The organism is Candidatus Lernaella stagnicola, from assembly GCA_030765525.1.
Taxonomy (GTDB): domain Bacteria; phylum Lernaellota; class Lernaellaia; order Lernaellales; family Lernaellaceae; genus Lernaella; species Lernaella stagnicola.
The window spans coordinates 105,535-120,527 of sequence record JAVCCK010000003.1; the positions used below are offsets into that span (position 1 = coordinate 105,535).

At 58.8% G+C, this 14,993-nt stretch carries 14 protein-coding genes; 9 read left to right on the top strand and 5 right to left on the bottom strand.

The window, feature by feature from the left end; genetic code table 11:
• The 5 genes from P9L99_01020 to P9L99_01040 all read right to left on the bottom strand — a co-directional run bounded on the left by P9L99_01020 (position 1) and on the right by P9L99_01040 (position 5,990).
• Complete coding sequence (locus P9L99_01020; protein ID MDP8221913.1) at positions 1 to 2,388, bottom strand: HDIG domain-containing protein; 2,388 nt, start codon at positions 2,386 to 2,388, stop codon at positions 1 to 3.
• Entirely contained in the window at positions 2,375 to 3,400 is a 1,026-nt protein-coding gene (locus P9L99_01025) for a PhoH family protein (protein ID MDP8221914.1), read from the bottom strand. The genes P9L99_01020 and P9L99_01025 overlap by 14 nt, the downstream gene beginning before the upstream one ends.
• A gap of 14 nt (positions 3,401 to 3,414) precedes the next feature.
• Positions 3,415 to 3,834: a secondary thiamine-phosphate synthase enzyme YjbQ gene (locus P9L99_01030; protein MDP8221915.1), complete on the bottom strand. Its 420-nt coding sequence runs from the start codon at positions 3,832 to 3,834 to the stop codon at positions 3,415 to 3,417.
• A 163-nt stretch (positions 3,835 to 3,997) separates the two neighbouring features.
• Complete coding sequence (locus P9L99_01035; GenBank protein MDP8221916.1) at positions 3,998 to 5,434, bottom strand: radical SAM protein; 1,437 nt, start codon at positions 5,432 to 5,434, stop codon at positions 3,998 to 4,000.
• Positions 5,435 to 5,606: 172 nt separating this feature from the next.
• Entirely contained in the window at positions 5,607 to 5,990 is a 384-nt protein-coding gene (locus P9L99_01040; protein ID MDP8221917.1) for a type II secretion system protein, read from the bottom strand.
• A 198-nt stretch (positions 5,991 to 6,188) separates the two neighbouring features.
• Between P9L99_01040 and P9L99_01045 the strand changes: the two genes are divergently transcribed.
• The 9 genes from P9L99_01045 (at position 6,189) to P9L99_01085 (ending at position 14,958) form a co-directional block, all read left to right on the top strand.
• Entirely contained in the window at positions 6,189 to 7,829 is a 1,641-nt protein-coding gene (locus tag P9L99_01045) for a glycosyltransferase family 39 protein (GenBank protein MDP8221918.1), read from the top strand.
• Positions 7,822 to 9,615, top strand: a complete 1,794-nt coding sequence (locus tag P9L99_01050) for a sulfatase (protein ID MDP8221919.1) — start codon at positions 7,822 to 7,824, stop codon at positions 9,613 to 9,615. Before P9L99_01045 ends, P9L99_01050 begins: the two co-directional genes overlap by 8 nt.
• A gap of 105 nt (positions 9,616 to 9,720) precedes the next feature.
• Complete coding sequence (locus tag P9L99_01055; GenBank protein MDP8221920.1) at positions 9,721 to 10,470, top strand: YebC/PmpR family DNA-binding transcriptional regulator; 750 nt, start codon at positions 9,721 to 9,723, stop codon at positions 10,468 to 10,470.
• Between the two features lie 31 nt (positions 10,471 to 10,501).
• Positions 10,502 to 11,011, top strand: a complete 510-nt coding sequence (gene ruvC / locus P9L99_01060; protein MDP8221921.1) for a crossover junction endodeoxyribonuclease RuvC — start codon at positions 10,502 to 10,504, stop codon at positions 11,009 to 11,011.
• Positions 11,008 to 11,616 (top strand): Holliday junction branch migration protein RuvA, encoded by a 609-nt coding sequence (ruvA, locus tag P9L99_01065; protein ID MDP8221922.1) that lies wholly within the window; start codon positions 11,008 to 11,010, stop codon positions 11,614 to 11,616. The genes ruvC and ruvA overlap by 4 nt, the downstream gene beginning before the upstream one ends.
• A gap of 3 nt (positions 11,617 to 11,619) precedes the next feature.
• Positions 11,620 to 12,657: a Holliday junction branch migration DNA helicase RuvB gene (ruvB, locus tag P9L99_01070; protein ID MDP8221923.1), complete on the top strand. Its 1,038-nt coding sequence runs from the start codon at positions 11,620 to 11,622 to the stop codon at positions 12,655 to 12,657.
• The gene (locus P9L99_01075) at positions 12,654 to 13,163 is read left to right on the top strand and encodes a hypothetical protein (protein ID MDP8221924.1); all 510 of its coding nucleotides are present in this window, start codon (positions 12,654 to 12,656) and stop codon (positions 13,161 to 13,163) included. The genes ruvB and P9L99_01075 overlap by 4 nt, the downstream gene beginning before the upstream one ends.
• Positions 13,147 to 13,554, top strand: coding sequence for a cupin domain-containing protein (locus P9L99_01080; protein MDP8221925.1), 408 nt, complete (start codon positions 13,147 to 13,149; stop codon positions 13,552 to 13,554). Before P9L99_01075 ends, P9L99_01080 begins: the two co-directional genes overlap by 17 nt.
• Positions 13,555 to 13,563: 9 nt before the next feature.
• Positions 13,564 to 14,958, top strand: coding sequence for an MBL fold metallo-hydrolase (locus tag P9L99_01085; protein ID MDP8221926.1), 1,395 nt, complete (start codon positions 13,564 to 13,566; stop codon positions 14,956 to 14,958).
• Positions 14,959 to 14,993: the final 35 nt, after the last annotated feature.

Here is a 14,993-nt window from a genome sequence, read left to right on the forward strand (position 1 = left end):
CTAAGCTTCAGGCTCTTCGCCGGCGCCGCTTGCGACAGAAGGGATATTGACGACCTTCCCGCGTCGCGGGTGTTCTTTTTCGGGATAGGCGATTCGTCCATGGTACCGTCCGGTCAAAATCGTCGTGAATTGCAGCGCCACCCGGTGCAGGTCGCGCAGGGTCATCTCGCATTCGTCTAATTGGCCGTCGTTGTGCACGTCGCTGACCAGTTCGTTGACCATCTGCTCCAGGCGCGTCGGCGTCGGATTCTTCAGCGATCGCGTGGCGGCCTCGACGACATCGGCCAGCATCACCAGAGCCGACTCCTTCGATTGCGGACGCGGGCCGCGGTAGCGGAAGTCTTCCTCGTTGACCCGATCGCGGCCGTTAACTTCCTGCTGCTTGGCGCGGTTGTAGAAATAGTTGATGCGAGAGCGCCCGTGGTGCTCGGAGATGACCTGCTCCACGAGGCGGCCGAGCTTGTACCGTTTGGCCAGGTCCAGCCCTTCGCGGACGTGGTTGATCAGGATCAGCGCCGACATCGTGGGCGGCAAGTCGTCGTGGGGGTTTTCGTCGGTGATCTGGTTTTCGATGAAGTAGCGGGGTTTGTTGATCTTGCCGATGTCGTGGTAGAGGCCGGCCACCTTGGCCAGCAGCGGATTGGCGTCAATGGCCTCGGCGCCCTTCTCGGCCAGAGCGGAAACCATCAGGCAATGGTGATACGTGCCCGGCGATTCGACCAAGAGACGGCCGAGCAGCGGATGGTTGAGATTCGCCAGTTCCATCAGCCGAATGTTGCTTTTAAAGCCGAACACCGACTCAAAGGGATGCAACGCCGCCAACAGGAACGAGCCGCTTACCAGGCCGCCGAAGAACGCCCCGCCGATCGTCGACATCGCCGAGACGGACAAGACCTCGCTCGGTTCCCTGAACACGAGCAAAGCCGCCGCCATCGCCACGTTGATCAGCGCAACATTCAAGCTGGCGCCCACGACCCGCCGGCTGTTGTCGGCCCGGCCCACGCTGTGGGCGCCGACGATGGAACCCGCCATCACAAAGGCGGCGTAACCGACACTGCCGTCGGTGGAGAAACCCGCAACCAGGGCTACAAACGCCAGCCACACGAGCGCCGCTTCGCTGTAGAGCAGGAAGCGCACGAGCATGCAGACACCGGCGATGGGAAACATGAAAAGAACCGCTTCTTCGCTCAGCCACCAGTATTGATCGGCCAACGGTCCGGCGATGCTGCGCCCCAGCCAGATCATCACACCGGCCAGTGCACCGGTGGTGATCATGAATCCGTAATCGCGCATCGAAATGCGGAATTTACGAATATTGTTCTGGGCGAAATTGAACAGGGTCATCAACAGCGCGAGAAAAACAATCGTCAACGCGGCGAGTGAGGCGAGAAACTCGAAGATATTCGAGCCCTCCTGCATCACTTTGAGCACGCGCATATGTTCTTCGGCGATCGGCTGCCCTTCGGCGACGATGAGTTGGTTGCGCTTGAAATGGATGATACTCGGCCCGACTTTTTCGCGCGCCTCGGCCCGACGTTCTTCGGTCGCCGCGCGATTGAAATCCAAGGTCGGTTCGAGCATGGCAATCGCCATTGTCAGTGCGGCTTCCCGCCGTCGCGCGCCGTCGATTTGATTCCTGGCGCGTTGCTCAACCTGTTTTTTCAGCGTGGCCAGGTCCAGAATCTGCGCGAAATTCCCGTAGGCCCGTTCGCGCTTGCCGGCCAGTTCCCGCAGGGTGATAGCCTTCTCGCTGGCCTGTACGTGGACTTGGTCTTCCAGAATTGCTTTGTCGTGAACCACCAGCCGGGTGAGCGCGTATTTCAGCAGATTGCGGATGTGGGTTTCAATTTCGCTGGAATATTGGGTTTTATCGAGGTAGTCGAACACCTTTGGATCGAGCGCGATGCCAAGCGTTTGGCCGAACATCTTCCGTTGCTCTTGGATCGCCGCTTCGTTGGCGAGACTGGCGCTGGCGACTTTGCCCTCGGCGACGGGCTTGCCGTTATCGGCCCAACCGTAGAACGCCCGCATCTCGGCAAACGCCTGGATGACTCGCTTCTCCTTGCGATTCGCGGCGTTCGCATCATGGTCGAAGATGGGCTGGATCGCCGCGGCGGCTTCGCGTCGCCGGCGCTCCGTATTTTCGGCATCTTCCACGTCGAAATCGCGGTCGGCCTTAATAGGATGCTCGGCGGGTTGCCCGATCTGGTATCGATTCAACGAGATACTCAGGCGCGGCGTGATGAGCAGCGCGAGGAAACCGGCCACCAGCAGCGCCAGCACGGCCGGATGGGAGAACAGTACGCGGATCACGCGCGTGCGCCCAACGCGACGCGTCAGCTCGTAGATCCACTCCACCGGTCGCATGTGGAACTTACTTTCCGCCATTGGCCGATCCGTTCTCCGCTTTTCGCTCTCGTTTTTCCCGCTCGTAGCGATCGTAGGCAAGGATGATTTGTTGCACCAAGCGGTGCCGCACGACGTCGGTGTCGTCGAATCGCACGAAGATCACGCCGTCCATCCCGGCCAAAATGTCTTGGATAACCACTAGTCCGGATTCCTGCCCGGGAGGCAGATCGATCTGCGTGTCGTCGCCGGTGATCACGGCCTTGGACTGGAAGCCCAGGCGGGTCAGGAACATTTTCATTTGTTCGGGCGTGCAATTCTGGGCTTCGTCGAGAACCACGAAGCTGTCGTTGAGCGTCCGCCCGCGCATGAACGCCAGCGGCGCGACCTCAATGGTTTGCCGTTCGATCAGACTCTGCACCTTCTCGAAAGGCATCATCTCGTTCAAGGCGTCGTACAGGGGCCGCAAGTACGGATTGACCTTCTCCACGATGTCGCCGGGCAGAAAGCCGAGTTTCTCGCCGGCTTCCACGGCGGGCCGTACGAGAATGATGCGGTCCACCTCGCCCTTGACCAGATGGCTGACCGCCATCGCCATGGCCAGGTACGTCTTGCCGGTACCGGCGGGGCCGATGCCGAACACAATATCGTGGGCGCGGATCGCGTCGATGTACTGCTTTTGGTGAATCGACTTGGGCGTGATGGTTCGCTTCTTTTGCGAAATGAAGACGGTATCCAGGAAGACATCGCGCAGCTTGACGCCCTGCCCGGAACGCAAGATGTCCAAGGCGTGCTCGACGTCGGTCGCGTACACGGGAAAGCCCTCGGAGACCAGCCCGTAGAGTTCCTCGAACAATTGCTTGATCAGCGGAAAATGCTCGCGCGGCCCGCGCACGAAGATGCGATCGCCGCGCACCGAGAGCTTAACGCCCAGGGCGTTTTCCACCGCGCGTAGATTCTCATCGCCCTGCCCCACCAACTGCCGAATGGCCTCGGCGTCGGGGAAGAAGATGGCGGGAGTATCGTTCTGGTTGGTCGTTTCGTCGTGCGCCAAATGGCACCCCTCGCTTATTGACCCACGACGGTCACGACGATTTCGCGCCGCCGGGCCCGGTTATCACAATCTATGAATAGAATCTGTTGCCACGTCCCCAGCGTCAAGCGCCCCTTTTGGATCGGGATAGTCAGGTCGGGTCGCAATAACGCGGCTCGGACGTGGCTGTGCCCGTTACCGTCGCCCCACCGCGCGTTGTGAGCGTAGGCGATGTTCTCCGGAACCAGCCGTTCCACGGCCTCCGCCAGGTCTCGAAGGGCACCGGACTCGAATTCGATCGTCGTCAATCCGCCGGTGGACCCGGGCACGAATACGGTCGCCAACCCGGTCGTGACGCCGGCGTCCCGCACCACCTCCGCGACCCGATCGGTGAGATCGTGCATGTCCAGATTGCCCTTTGTTTCAAGCCGAATCGAAGCGTCGTGCGCAATCATCGGCATCGTCCTTTCTGCGCGTAGTCCCCTTCGGCGGAGGCTACCACACCGCGCGGAGTCCTAAAAGATGTGACAAAGAGATCGAATTTCAACTCGATCTTCCATTTTTCATTAGGGCTGCTGGAAACGTCGGTGGACGGCTCGAATAAGTAGGCAACGCGATTCAAGCGCCGTTGCCGCCGATCATTTTGGCTAGCGGCGTCAATTCCCACGCTTGTTGACCGATCCTAAACAACTTGCGTTTCGAAAGGGGGCTGGGTCGCAGCAAGTGATCCTTCTCAGCGTCCCAAATAGGCTGCATGAGCTCGTAGATTTCCTTGGAATATTTATCGAGGCCGTCGGCGAGGTCCTCGATGGTCTTCCGGCCGCCATGCTGGGAAGGCTTCGAACCGAACATGGCGACCGCCTCACGCAGCAAATGGGGATTATCGATCACCGGGCACGGCGTGTAGCGGTTGTCGATGGTGTGCAACTGCCCGCGAATGTGGCGGAAGTAGGGGCTGTTCAGCGCCTCGAGCAGCGGCGTGTCCATGATATTGTCCACCGAGAACTGGTGGAAGACGCAGGGTTCGATACCCCCTTGCGCGTTGATGTGGAAATAATTTCGCCCGGCCGACATGCAACCGCCGACCAGCGGGCCGTCGCACCAGAAGTCGGCGGCGAGGATATTGTACTTGTCGCGAATTTCCCGAATGCGGTACAGGCGGTGTTTTCGCTGTTCCGGCGTGGGCATCAGCGACAGGTCGGGATTGCGGCCGACCGGCATGTACGAGAAGTACCATCCGAAGAAGCAACCGAGATTCTGATAGAACTCGATGAACTCGTCAGACACGAGGATTTCATTGTTGTGCCGCATCGGCGTGGCGGAAAAGCCGAACATCACGCCCGCCTCGCGCAGTTGGCACATCGCGCCGATGATCTTGTCGAACACGCCCTTGCCGCGGCGGTAATCGGTTTCTTTGGAGAAGCCCTCGACGCTGAGGCACGGCATCACGTTGCCCAGTTCGGCCAGGCGTTCGGCCAGTTTGTCGCGGTAGATGATCGTGCCGTTGGTGTAGACCAGGAAAAGTTGGTCGGAGTGCTTGGCGAACATATCCAGCAGGTCGTCGCGCATGAAGGGTTCGCCGCCCGAGACGACGATAAAATGGATACCGATGTCCTTGGCTTCTTGCAGGATGCTGTCGAACTTGGCGGTGTCGATCACGTCGTTTTTGCCGTAGTGCGCCGAGTAACATCCTTTGCACTTCAGGTTGCAGCGCATGGTCGGGCTGATCACCATTTCCTTCGGCGTCTTTTCCACTCCCAGATACTGGCGCAGAAAACGCCTTTTCGGTTCCGCCAACACCATGATGTGCCCGAAGAGATTCTCAACGAAGCGCTTTCGCACGTTGGGGTGGAAGCGATCCCATTGTTCGCGCAGGTTGTGCAGGCTCTGTAAAACGAATTTCCGCCCTTCGGGGAACTCCATCCCGCCCCAGTCCATGATTTGGTCCATGGCGGCGAAAAACAGGGCATCGGGCACCTTGCGGGTGGCGGATTCAAAGATTCGCACTGCATTAATTGTGGCTGATTTCGCCAACGCTTCCATAGTTGATTGCATTTCACGCATCCTTTTTCTTAAGTCTTGTTGAAGAATTTTTACTGGTTGATTTAACCGCTGGTTAACTTATCGCAAAATTCTTGGCGAGGTTCAACGCCCTTTTGCCGGTGTTATTGGTAAAAATAATCATTTACATTTAGTAGGTTACGACGACTTGCCTCACTAACAAGTCTCATGGATCGTAGTAATCAGCCTTGAACACGAAGGTGTTGTCCGACCGCGCGTGCTGCGTCGTGTAGGTGTAACCCCAAGCATTGCATCGACCGAAGCGGAAAGTTATTTCGGGGTTGTCGTCGAGGCTCGGCGCGTAGCGGAGTAGTTCTTCAAGACTGTGCGGATAGCCGGGCCCCGTTTGGCCGTACACTTCCATGGCCGTTTGAGCGACACGGCCCGCATTGGCGGCTACCGTGTCGTAACCGGCCTTTCGTTTCGGCAAAACCGTCGGCGCGGCGATCGAGACGAGAATCGCCAGCACGCCCACGACGATCACCAGTTCGATTAATGAAAATCCTCGTTGAGCTTCGTTTTCCATGGTAACGCCTCTTTTGGCCTTCATGGATTACTCCGTTGGTAGATCGCGCATGGCCATCATACACTATCGTTCCGTAGGCACAAACCGTGTTCCTTCGAGCGCCTCTCCTGTTTCGGGCGCAGAACGTGTGGGCATCGTCGTTTTTCGCAAACAAAGCCACGCCCGCGCTTGACGCTCCGAAGTCCGACCGGTATCCTTTCGCGGCATTTGACAGGGGTTTGAATGACGCAGCAAATACGCGCCACGACAGCGAAAAAGACATCTCAGCGTTGGCCTGTGGCGGCGTGGCTGGGTTTCGTGTTGTTGGCGGTGTTGGGCGTTTACAAAGACCTGCCCAAGGCCGAGTTTTTCCTCGACGATTACCTGCATTTGCACCTGATACGGCAGTTGGAAAGCCCCTTTGTACCCTTCGTCACCGACGTGTTTATGGGCGCGTTTTTCCGCCCGGCGATCACCATTTTTTGGGCGATGGATTACGCCCTGTTTGGAAGCAACGCCGCCGGTTTCTACGTGATGAACATTGTGTATCTGCTGATTTCTGCCGTGCTTCTTTTTGCCGTGATACGCAATCTGACCGGTTCGAATACGCAGAGTGGCTTGGCGACGTTGCTGTTCGCGATCGGGCCGGTAACCGGCGTGGGCGTGCAGTGGTTGTCCAACCGCTTCGACCTGATCGGTACGATGTTTTTCCTCGCCTCGTTGCTGCTGTTTTTGCGCTACGTGCGGTACCGGCATCGCGGCGATTACGGCCTTTCGTTGTTTTTCGCGTTGGTGGCGTTTTTCTGCAAGGAGATCACGATCACCCTGCCGATCGTGATGGTGCTGGCCGCCGGTTTCATGTTCCTGCACCGCGCCCCCGCGAGCTTCAACGGTCGCTTGGTCAAGCGTCTGTTAAGCTGGTCCACGCCCTTTTTTACGGCGGCGGCCGGGTTCATGGTTTGGCGCTATGCGCTGATCAAAAGCCTCGGCGGCTATGTGGGGGAAATCAAAGAGCCGTTCACTCTTGGGTATTTCGTGTTCATCTGGCAGCGTTTCGGCGAGTACGTTTGGTTGGTGAAAAATCCCTTCGTGTTGGCGGTCGTCATCATTCTGATGGCCTTCCTGATGGCCCGGCCTAATTTCTATTCCCGGAATAAATTATTCTTCTTCGGGGTGCTCGTCACGCTGGTTACCGCCATGCCGCTGGTTCTGATATTCAAATACAAAGCGGTGATGGGCTATATGACGCCGCGCTTTTTCTTCTTGCCGAACATCGGGATGCTGATTTGCCTGGTGTCCCTGTACGATCCGCGCAGCCATGCGTTGCGGCGGGTTTTCGCCGGCTTGTTCTTGGGATTGGTGATCCTCGCGCTGGGTCTAAATAACTACGTGCTCAACCACAAATGGTACCGCGACAAAGCCGACCTGGTCGCCAACATGGAAAAGATCGACGCGGCGATTGCGGCCGAAGATATCGACATGACATCCACGCTTATCTACACCTGCCTGGCCGACGTCGACGTGGCGATCGATACCGGCATCAAAATCATGAACCCCGACCTGCAGGACCGGCTCTTCGTGCTCAAGTGCCTCGGACCGACGCAAACCGCGGCCACCAAATCCCTTTACGATCGGAAACGCCGCCTACTCAACTACCCCACGAGCTTCGCCCGCAATCCTTGCACGTACAAAGATTTGGTCTACGGCGTTGCCGAAGCGGAGCCGCGACTGGTCGCCGACCAGATACGCAGCGTCAGCGGCGTCTACGTTCTGGACTTGGACGAAAAAGGGAATATGGTTCTGTTGGACGGGGAGGATATCTTTCGTATGATAAAAGTCCGTTTCGGTGTGGAACTAGCCGACGGAATGGAGCCGCATGCGTAGTGCTCGATTGATCGTTTTTTCGCTCGCGTTGTTGCTGGTAATAGCCGCCACATATGCGGGGTGCGCAAAAAAACCCGCGTATCCCAATGTCATCCTGATCAGCATCGACACCTTGCGCGCCGATCGCCTCGGCTGCTACGGCGGCACCGGCGGCATCACCGGCATGATGGACTTTTGGGCCGAGCGCGGCGTTCGCTTCGCCAACACGTGGGCGCCCTCCCCTTGGACACTTCCGAGCCACGCTTCGATGTTTACTTCGCTGTACCCGACCGAACACCGGGCGATCGACGACAAGATCAACATCGACAAGCAAGCGGTGATGATCACCGAGCGGCTCCGCGACGCGGGCTTCAAAACTGCCGCCTTCGTCAGCCATTACTACCTCGGCGAGGAATACGGTTTCGGCCGCGGCTTCGAGGATTTCTACATCAAGCCCGACGCCAAGGCCGACGAAATGGTCGCCAAGGCGGTTCGCTGGATCGGCCGCAACAAGAACAAGTCGTTCTTCGCTTTCCTGCATCTTTTTGACCCGCACACGCCCTACCAGCCGCCCATCGACATCGCCAAGAAGCACTACCCGACCGACGTGAACGTACGCGTTTCCGGCACGACGGCCGATGTGATGGAAGTCGTGCACACCTGGCCGCAGGAATCCGCGAAGCAAAAGCTGCGGGCGCTTTCGGCCCTGTACGACGGGGAAATCGAGTTCGTGGACAAGCAGCTCGAAGTGCTGTTCAAGTCGTTGCAGGAAAACCGCATCGACCAGAACACGATCATCATTTTGGTTTCCGATCACGGCGAAGAGTTCATGGAACACGGCCTGATGGAACACGGCTTCACTCTGTTTCAAGAACAACTCGCCGTACCGATGATCTGGTACTACCCGACGGGCTTGCCCAGCGGCGCCGTGATCCAGGAGCCGGCGAGCTTGATCGACCTCGCGCCGACGATGCTCGATATTCTCGGCTTAGCGCCAATGGAAAACATCTCCGGCGAATCGTTGCTGCCGATTATCAGCAAGCAGAAAACGACGCTGGGGCGGTCGCTGCTTTCCGAGACCACGCGCCAGGGGCCGGACCGCGTCACGATCATTCGCGATTATCAGAAGTTCATGTACTCGCCCGAATTCATGCTCAACGGCCGGCAATTCGGCGAGTCGCTTTTCGATCTGAACGCCGATCCGCAAGAGTTGACCGATCTGTTCGAAAAGCAGCCCAAAGCGGCCAAGAAACTCAAAAACGAGCTGTTTTCGACAGGCCTGTATATCCAACGCCGCGCCTGGCACGTCCGTTGGGCGAAGACGACCGAGGCGATGACGCTCAAGGGCAGCATTCGCACCGGCGGGGATTTCATCTACCAATACAAAGACAATACGATTTACGGCACCGACGAGCGCGGCGGTTTGATCACGCGCGAATTTCCGTGGGAGAAGAAGAAAGGCAACGAAATCACTTTCGTCAACATCCGCGATCGAGACAACGGCATTGCCTTCATGACCGACCCGGAAACGGCCGACGTCACCTTCCATCTTACCTTCAACAAACGTGAAGACCCGGCGCGCATCTGTCTGGGTACCTGCGAAAAGCATCCGGAGAGCGGCCATTTCACCCTCTCCAAATCCGTCGAGGGCAATCCGAAAACCAAATTGCCGCCCGGCCATGTTCTGGTTTGGAGCGAGCCGATTTGGGTCAACAGCAAGCAAGTACTGCGCGCTGAAGTTGGCGACCCGATCAAGCTGTCACCGGAAGTTGTGCAGCATCTGCGAAGTTTGGGTTACATCGAATAACGCGTGGTTTACTTGACTTTTCGCGCATGCCTGGGCAAAATGCGGGCATTCCGTAGAGCGTTCGATTAGGTTGCATAAGGTATTGAATTCCCTTGCGGAGGTACTATGTCCGGCCATAGCAAATGGAGCACGATCAAGCGGAAAAAAGGCGCGGCCGACGCCAAACGCGGCAGGCTTTTCTCCAAGCTCAACCGCGAAATCTTGTTGGCGGCCAAAGAAGGCGGCTCCGATCCCGAAGCCAATATTCGACTGCGTAACGCGATCGCGGCGGCCAAGGGCTCCAATATGCCCAAAGACAACATCATGCGCGCCATCGCCAAGGGCACCGGCGAAGGCGTCGACGGCGCCCAATTCGTGGAATTCGTGTACGAGGGCTACGGCCCCGGCGGCGTGGCGGTGTTGGTGGAAACCATCAGCGATAACCGCAACCGAACAACGGCCGAGGTTCGGCATGCCTTCGCAAAATTCGGCGGAAACCTCGGCGAAAAAGGTTGTGTCGCATGGATGTTCGATCGCAAAGGGCTATTCGTTTTTGAAACGGACGGCTTGGACATGGACCGCCTCGAAGAAGTAGCCATTGAAAACGGCGCCGAAGATATTCGTGAAGAGGGAGAAATGGTCGAGGTGATTTGCGCCATTGAAGACTACAACACGTTGCGCGAAGCCTTCGAGCAAGCGGAGCTCGAGAGCGAAAGCGCCGATCTCGCCTTTTTGCCGCAAACGACTTTGGACCTTTCCGGCAAACAAGCCGGCAGCATGCTCAAGTTGATGGAGACGTTCGAAGAGCTCGACGACGTGGAAAACGTCTGGTCGAATTTCGACATGCCCGAAGGGGAAATGAACGAAGACGAGTGATCGCCGCCCCGTCCGCGCAGGAGACACGCCCATGCGGGTGATTGGGATAGACCCGGGCAGTCGCATCTGCGGCTGGGGGGTAGTCGAGGAACAGACCGCGCCGCAGAAACTAGTGCACGTGGATTGCGGAGGCATCATCACCCAAACACGCCGCGATTTGCCCGAACGTTTGAAACAGATCTACGACGAGTTATCAAACATCATTGCCCGCCACCAACCCCAAGAGGCGGCCGTCGAATCCCTTTTCTTTCATAAGAACGCCAAGAGTGCGCTCGTGCTCGGTCACGCCCGCGGCGTCGCGTTGTTGGCCTGCGTCAACGCCGGCCTGCCGATTTTCGAATACGCGCCCGCCCAAACCAAGCAAGCCCTGGTCGGCCACGGCCGCGCCGAAAAACGGCAGGTGGCCATCATGGTGAAAAACCTGTTGGGACTGCCGGAAGTGGCGATGGAAGACGCATCGGACGCTCTGGCTGCGGCCATATGCCATTTGAACAGCCGACGCATGAAGATCGCCATGCAGAGTCTGGGAGCCCAACGATGATTGCACGCCTGGCCGGTCGGCTTGCCGAGAAGGAATTGACCCGCGTGGTTGTCGATGTGGGCGGCGTCGGCTACGCGGTGAACATCAGCGCCAACTGTTTCTACGCCCTGCCCGAACCGCCAGCCGAAGTCACGTTACTGATCCACACCTCGGTCCGCGAAGACGATATCTCACTTTACGGATTCCTCACGGCGCTGGAAAAGAATCTCTTCCGCCACTTGGTCTCGGTCAGCAACGTAGGCCCGCGCGCGGCTATGAATTTGCTGTCGGCGTTCAAGGCCGAAGACCTCCTGAGCGCCATCGCCAACCAAGACGCCAAGGCGCTCTCCACGGTGACCGGCATCGGCAAGAAAACGGCGGAACGCATTCTGGTCGACCTGGGCGACAAAGCCGGCAAGCTGCTTGCGGAGGCCGAAATCGAGCTTCCCGCGCCGCCCTCCCCTTTGAGCGTAGCCGAACGTGACGCGCTGTCGGCACTGGTCAACTTGGGGTTCCGAGAGACCGAAGCGGAAAGCGCGGTCGCGCGCGCCCGGCAGGTCGTCGGTCCGGATGCCGGTTTGGAAGATCTGATTCGCGCCGCCCTGCGGCGGCACGCGAAGGGATAACGAATGGACAGAGACGCCATCGATCCGCAAGGCACAACCACGGAAAAGGAACTTGACGCTACGTTGCGGCCGAAAACGCTGGCCGGGTTTATCGGCCAAAGCGGCGTAAAGGATAATCTGCACATTTACATCAAAGCGGCGCGGGGACGCGACGAAGCCCTCGATCACGCGCTCTTGTACGGTCCGCCGGGACTCGGCAAAACGACGCTCGCGCATATCATCGCCAACGAATTGGGCGTGGGTTTGCATTCGACCAGCGGCCCGGTACTTGAGCGCCCCGGCGATCTGGCCGCGATTCTGACCAACCTGCAACCGCGCGACGTACTGTTCATCGACGAAATCCACCGCCTCTCGAAAGTCGTGGAGGAAAAGCTGTACCCGGCGATGGAAGATTTCGCCATCGACCTCATTCTCGGAGAAGGCGTCTCGGCGCGCACCGTGCAAATGCCGATACAACCTTTCACCCTCATCGGCGCCACCACGCGCATCGGCCTGATCGCCAATCCGCTACGTGATCGCTTCGGCATCATCGATCGCCTCGATTTTTACGAAGCCGAAGACTTGCACACAATCATTCGGCGCAGCGCCCGCATCCTCGGCGTCGAACTTGCCGAAGACGGAGCCACTGAAATCGCGCGCCGCAGCCGCGGCACGCCTCGCGTGGCCAACCGCCTGTTGCGTCGCGTCCGCGATTTCGCCCAGGTGGAAGGCGACGGCCGGGTCACGCGGGAGATCGCCGCGGTCAGCCTCAAACGCCTGGGCGTCGATTCGGTTGGTCTGGACAAGATGGACCAGCGGGTGCTACTGACGATCATCGATCACTTTCAGGGCGGGCCCGTGGGTGTGGACACGCTGGCCGCCAGCCTTTCGGAAGAAAAAGACACTATTGAAGACGTCATCGAACCCTTTTTGATTCAACGTGGCTACCTTAAGAGAACGCCGCGAGGCCGTGTCGTCACACCGCGGGCATACGAACATTTAGGCAAGACGATCCCCAAAGGCGCAACGATGGAACTTTTCACGAACGGAAGCGAAGAATGACGAGAATCCCAGACAACGTGCTCGACATCCTGGTGATCTGCTCGGGAAACATGTGCCGCAGCCCGATGGCCGCCGCCCAGTTACGCGCGAAATTGCAGGAAGCCGAAGTGCGTGGCGTGGCGGTCCGGTCGGCGGGCACCATCGCCCCACCCGGCTATCCGGCCAGCCCCGACGCCGTGGCCGTGGCCGAAGCACACGGTCTGGACATCAGCTATCATCGCACGACGCCGCTCTCCGTCGATTTGCTGCGCCGCGCCGATTTAGTTCTCGCCATGGACCGTGACCGTCACCTCGAAATCGTGCGGCAGTTGGAGCCGTCGGCAATGAGCAAGGCTTTCCTGCTAAGCGAGTTCGCTGACGCCGGCCCCGAGAAAGGCGCCACGATCCCCGACCCCATCGGCACAACCTACGCCTTCTACGATCTGATCTTCCACAAAATGGGCGGTATGCTCGACAACCTCGTCACCGTCCTGAAATCACAGCAGCCCGATGATTCCGTCGAGTGATTTCTTCCGGCTCACCGCGGTCGAAACAAGCCGCGATCAGCGCGGCTGGGTAAGCAATCTGCTGGATTTCCTACCCTTACCGGCCGAAGCGTTGCGCAACGTGCATCTCGTGGAAATGCAACCGGGATCCGTGCGCGGCAACCACGTCCACAAGAAGCAGCGTGAATGGATCATCCTGTGCGGCGGTCCACTACGTGTCGTGGTCACTGTCGGCGATGATCGTTTTGAAACCGTGCTCGCCGGCGACGCACCGATGATGCTGCACATCGAGCCGGGCGCCGCCCACGCCGTTCGTAACGAAGGCGCCGCGCGCGCCTTTCTAGTAGCGATAACCGATCAACTCTACGATTTCGAAAACCCGGACGTGCAACGCGTCCGGCTGTTGGACTAGGAGACGACCATGCAACTTGAATTCCACGGTGCGATTCGCGTCGTGACCGGATCTTGTTACCTGCTGCGCATCGGCGGTAAGCAGGTGCTCATCGATTGCGGCCTGTATCAAGGCGGACGCCGGATCGAACGCCGGAACCGCGAAGCCTTTCACTTCAATCCGCAAACCATCGACGCGGTGGTTGTGACGCACGCCCATATCGACCATATCGGCCTGCTGCCCAAGTTGGTGCGCGACGGTTACCGAGGGCCGATCCATTCTACGGCGGCCACCTCCGATTTGGCGCGCATTCTGCTGCTGGACGCGGCGCATATCGCCGAATTTGAAGCCGAGCGGCACAACCGAAAGGCAAAACGTTCCGGGCAACCGTTCGAGCGCCCGGTGTTCACCATGCGCAATGCGGAAGATGCGATCGAGTTGTTCGTCCAGCACCGCTACGGCGATGAATTCGATGTCGTCGAAGGCCTGCATGCCGTCTACCGCGACGCCGGTCACATTTTGGGAAGCGCTTTCGTGGAGATGGTCGCCTACGAAAACGGCGCCAAGCGTCGTATCACCTTCTCGGGTGACTTGGGCAATACCGACCAGGCGATCATCTGCGATCCGCAGCCGCCCAACCCGACCGACGTGCTGCTAATCGAATCTACCTACGGCGACCGCCAACATCGGCCGCGCGGCGACACGCTCAACGAGTTGGCCGAGATCCTACTGCAAGCCTACAAAGAGGGCGGCAACGTCGTTATCCCGGCGTTCGCTGTGGGCCGTACACAGGAAGTTCTCTACCGGCTTCGTGAGATGAACGACGAAGGCCGCTTGCCCGCTTTCAATGTGTTTGTCGACTCGCCGCTGGCGATTTCCGCCACGCAGATCGTGCGCGAGAACTCGCAATGCTACGACGACGAGACCGTCCACGAACTGACGGCCCTGGGCAGCGATCCACTCATGGTGCCCAGGCTGGCATTCACGCGGTCGACGGACGCATCCAAGCAGATCAACTTTGTCGACGAGCCCAGCATCATCATCAGCGCCAGCGGCATGTGCAACGCGGGCCGCATCCTGCACCACCTCAAGCACAACCTCTGGCGGCGCGAAGCGCATGTCGTGTTTGTCGGCTACCAAGGCGTCGGGACACTGGGGCGCCTCTTGGTCGACGGCATACCGCGGGTGAAAATCATGGGCGACGAGATCATGGTGGCCGCGCACATCCACACGATCGGGGGGTTGTCCGCCCATGCCGACCAGCAGGGTATGATGGATTGGGCGAAACCGCTTGCCGATAAACCGCCGCGCACCTTCGTTGTACACGGCGAAGAAGGTCCGGCGAACACGTTCGCCAAGCTGCTCAAGTCACAGTACGGATTCAACGCGCGCGTGCCGCTCTGGCATGAGACGGTCACGTTGTAGAAAACGGTCTTCCGTTTTTGCGCCACGCGCCGCAT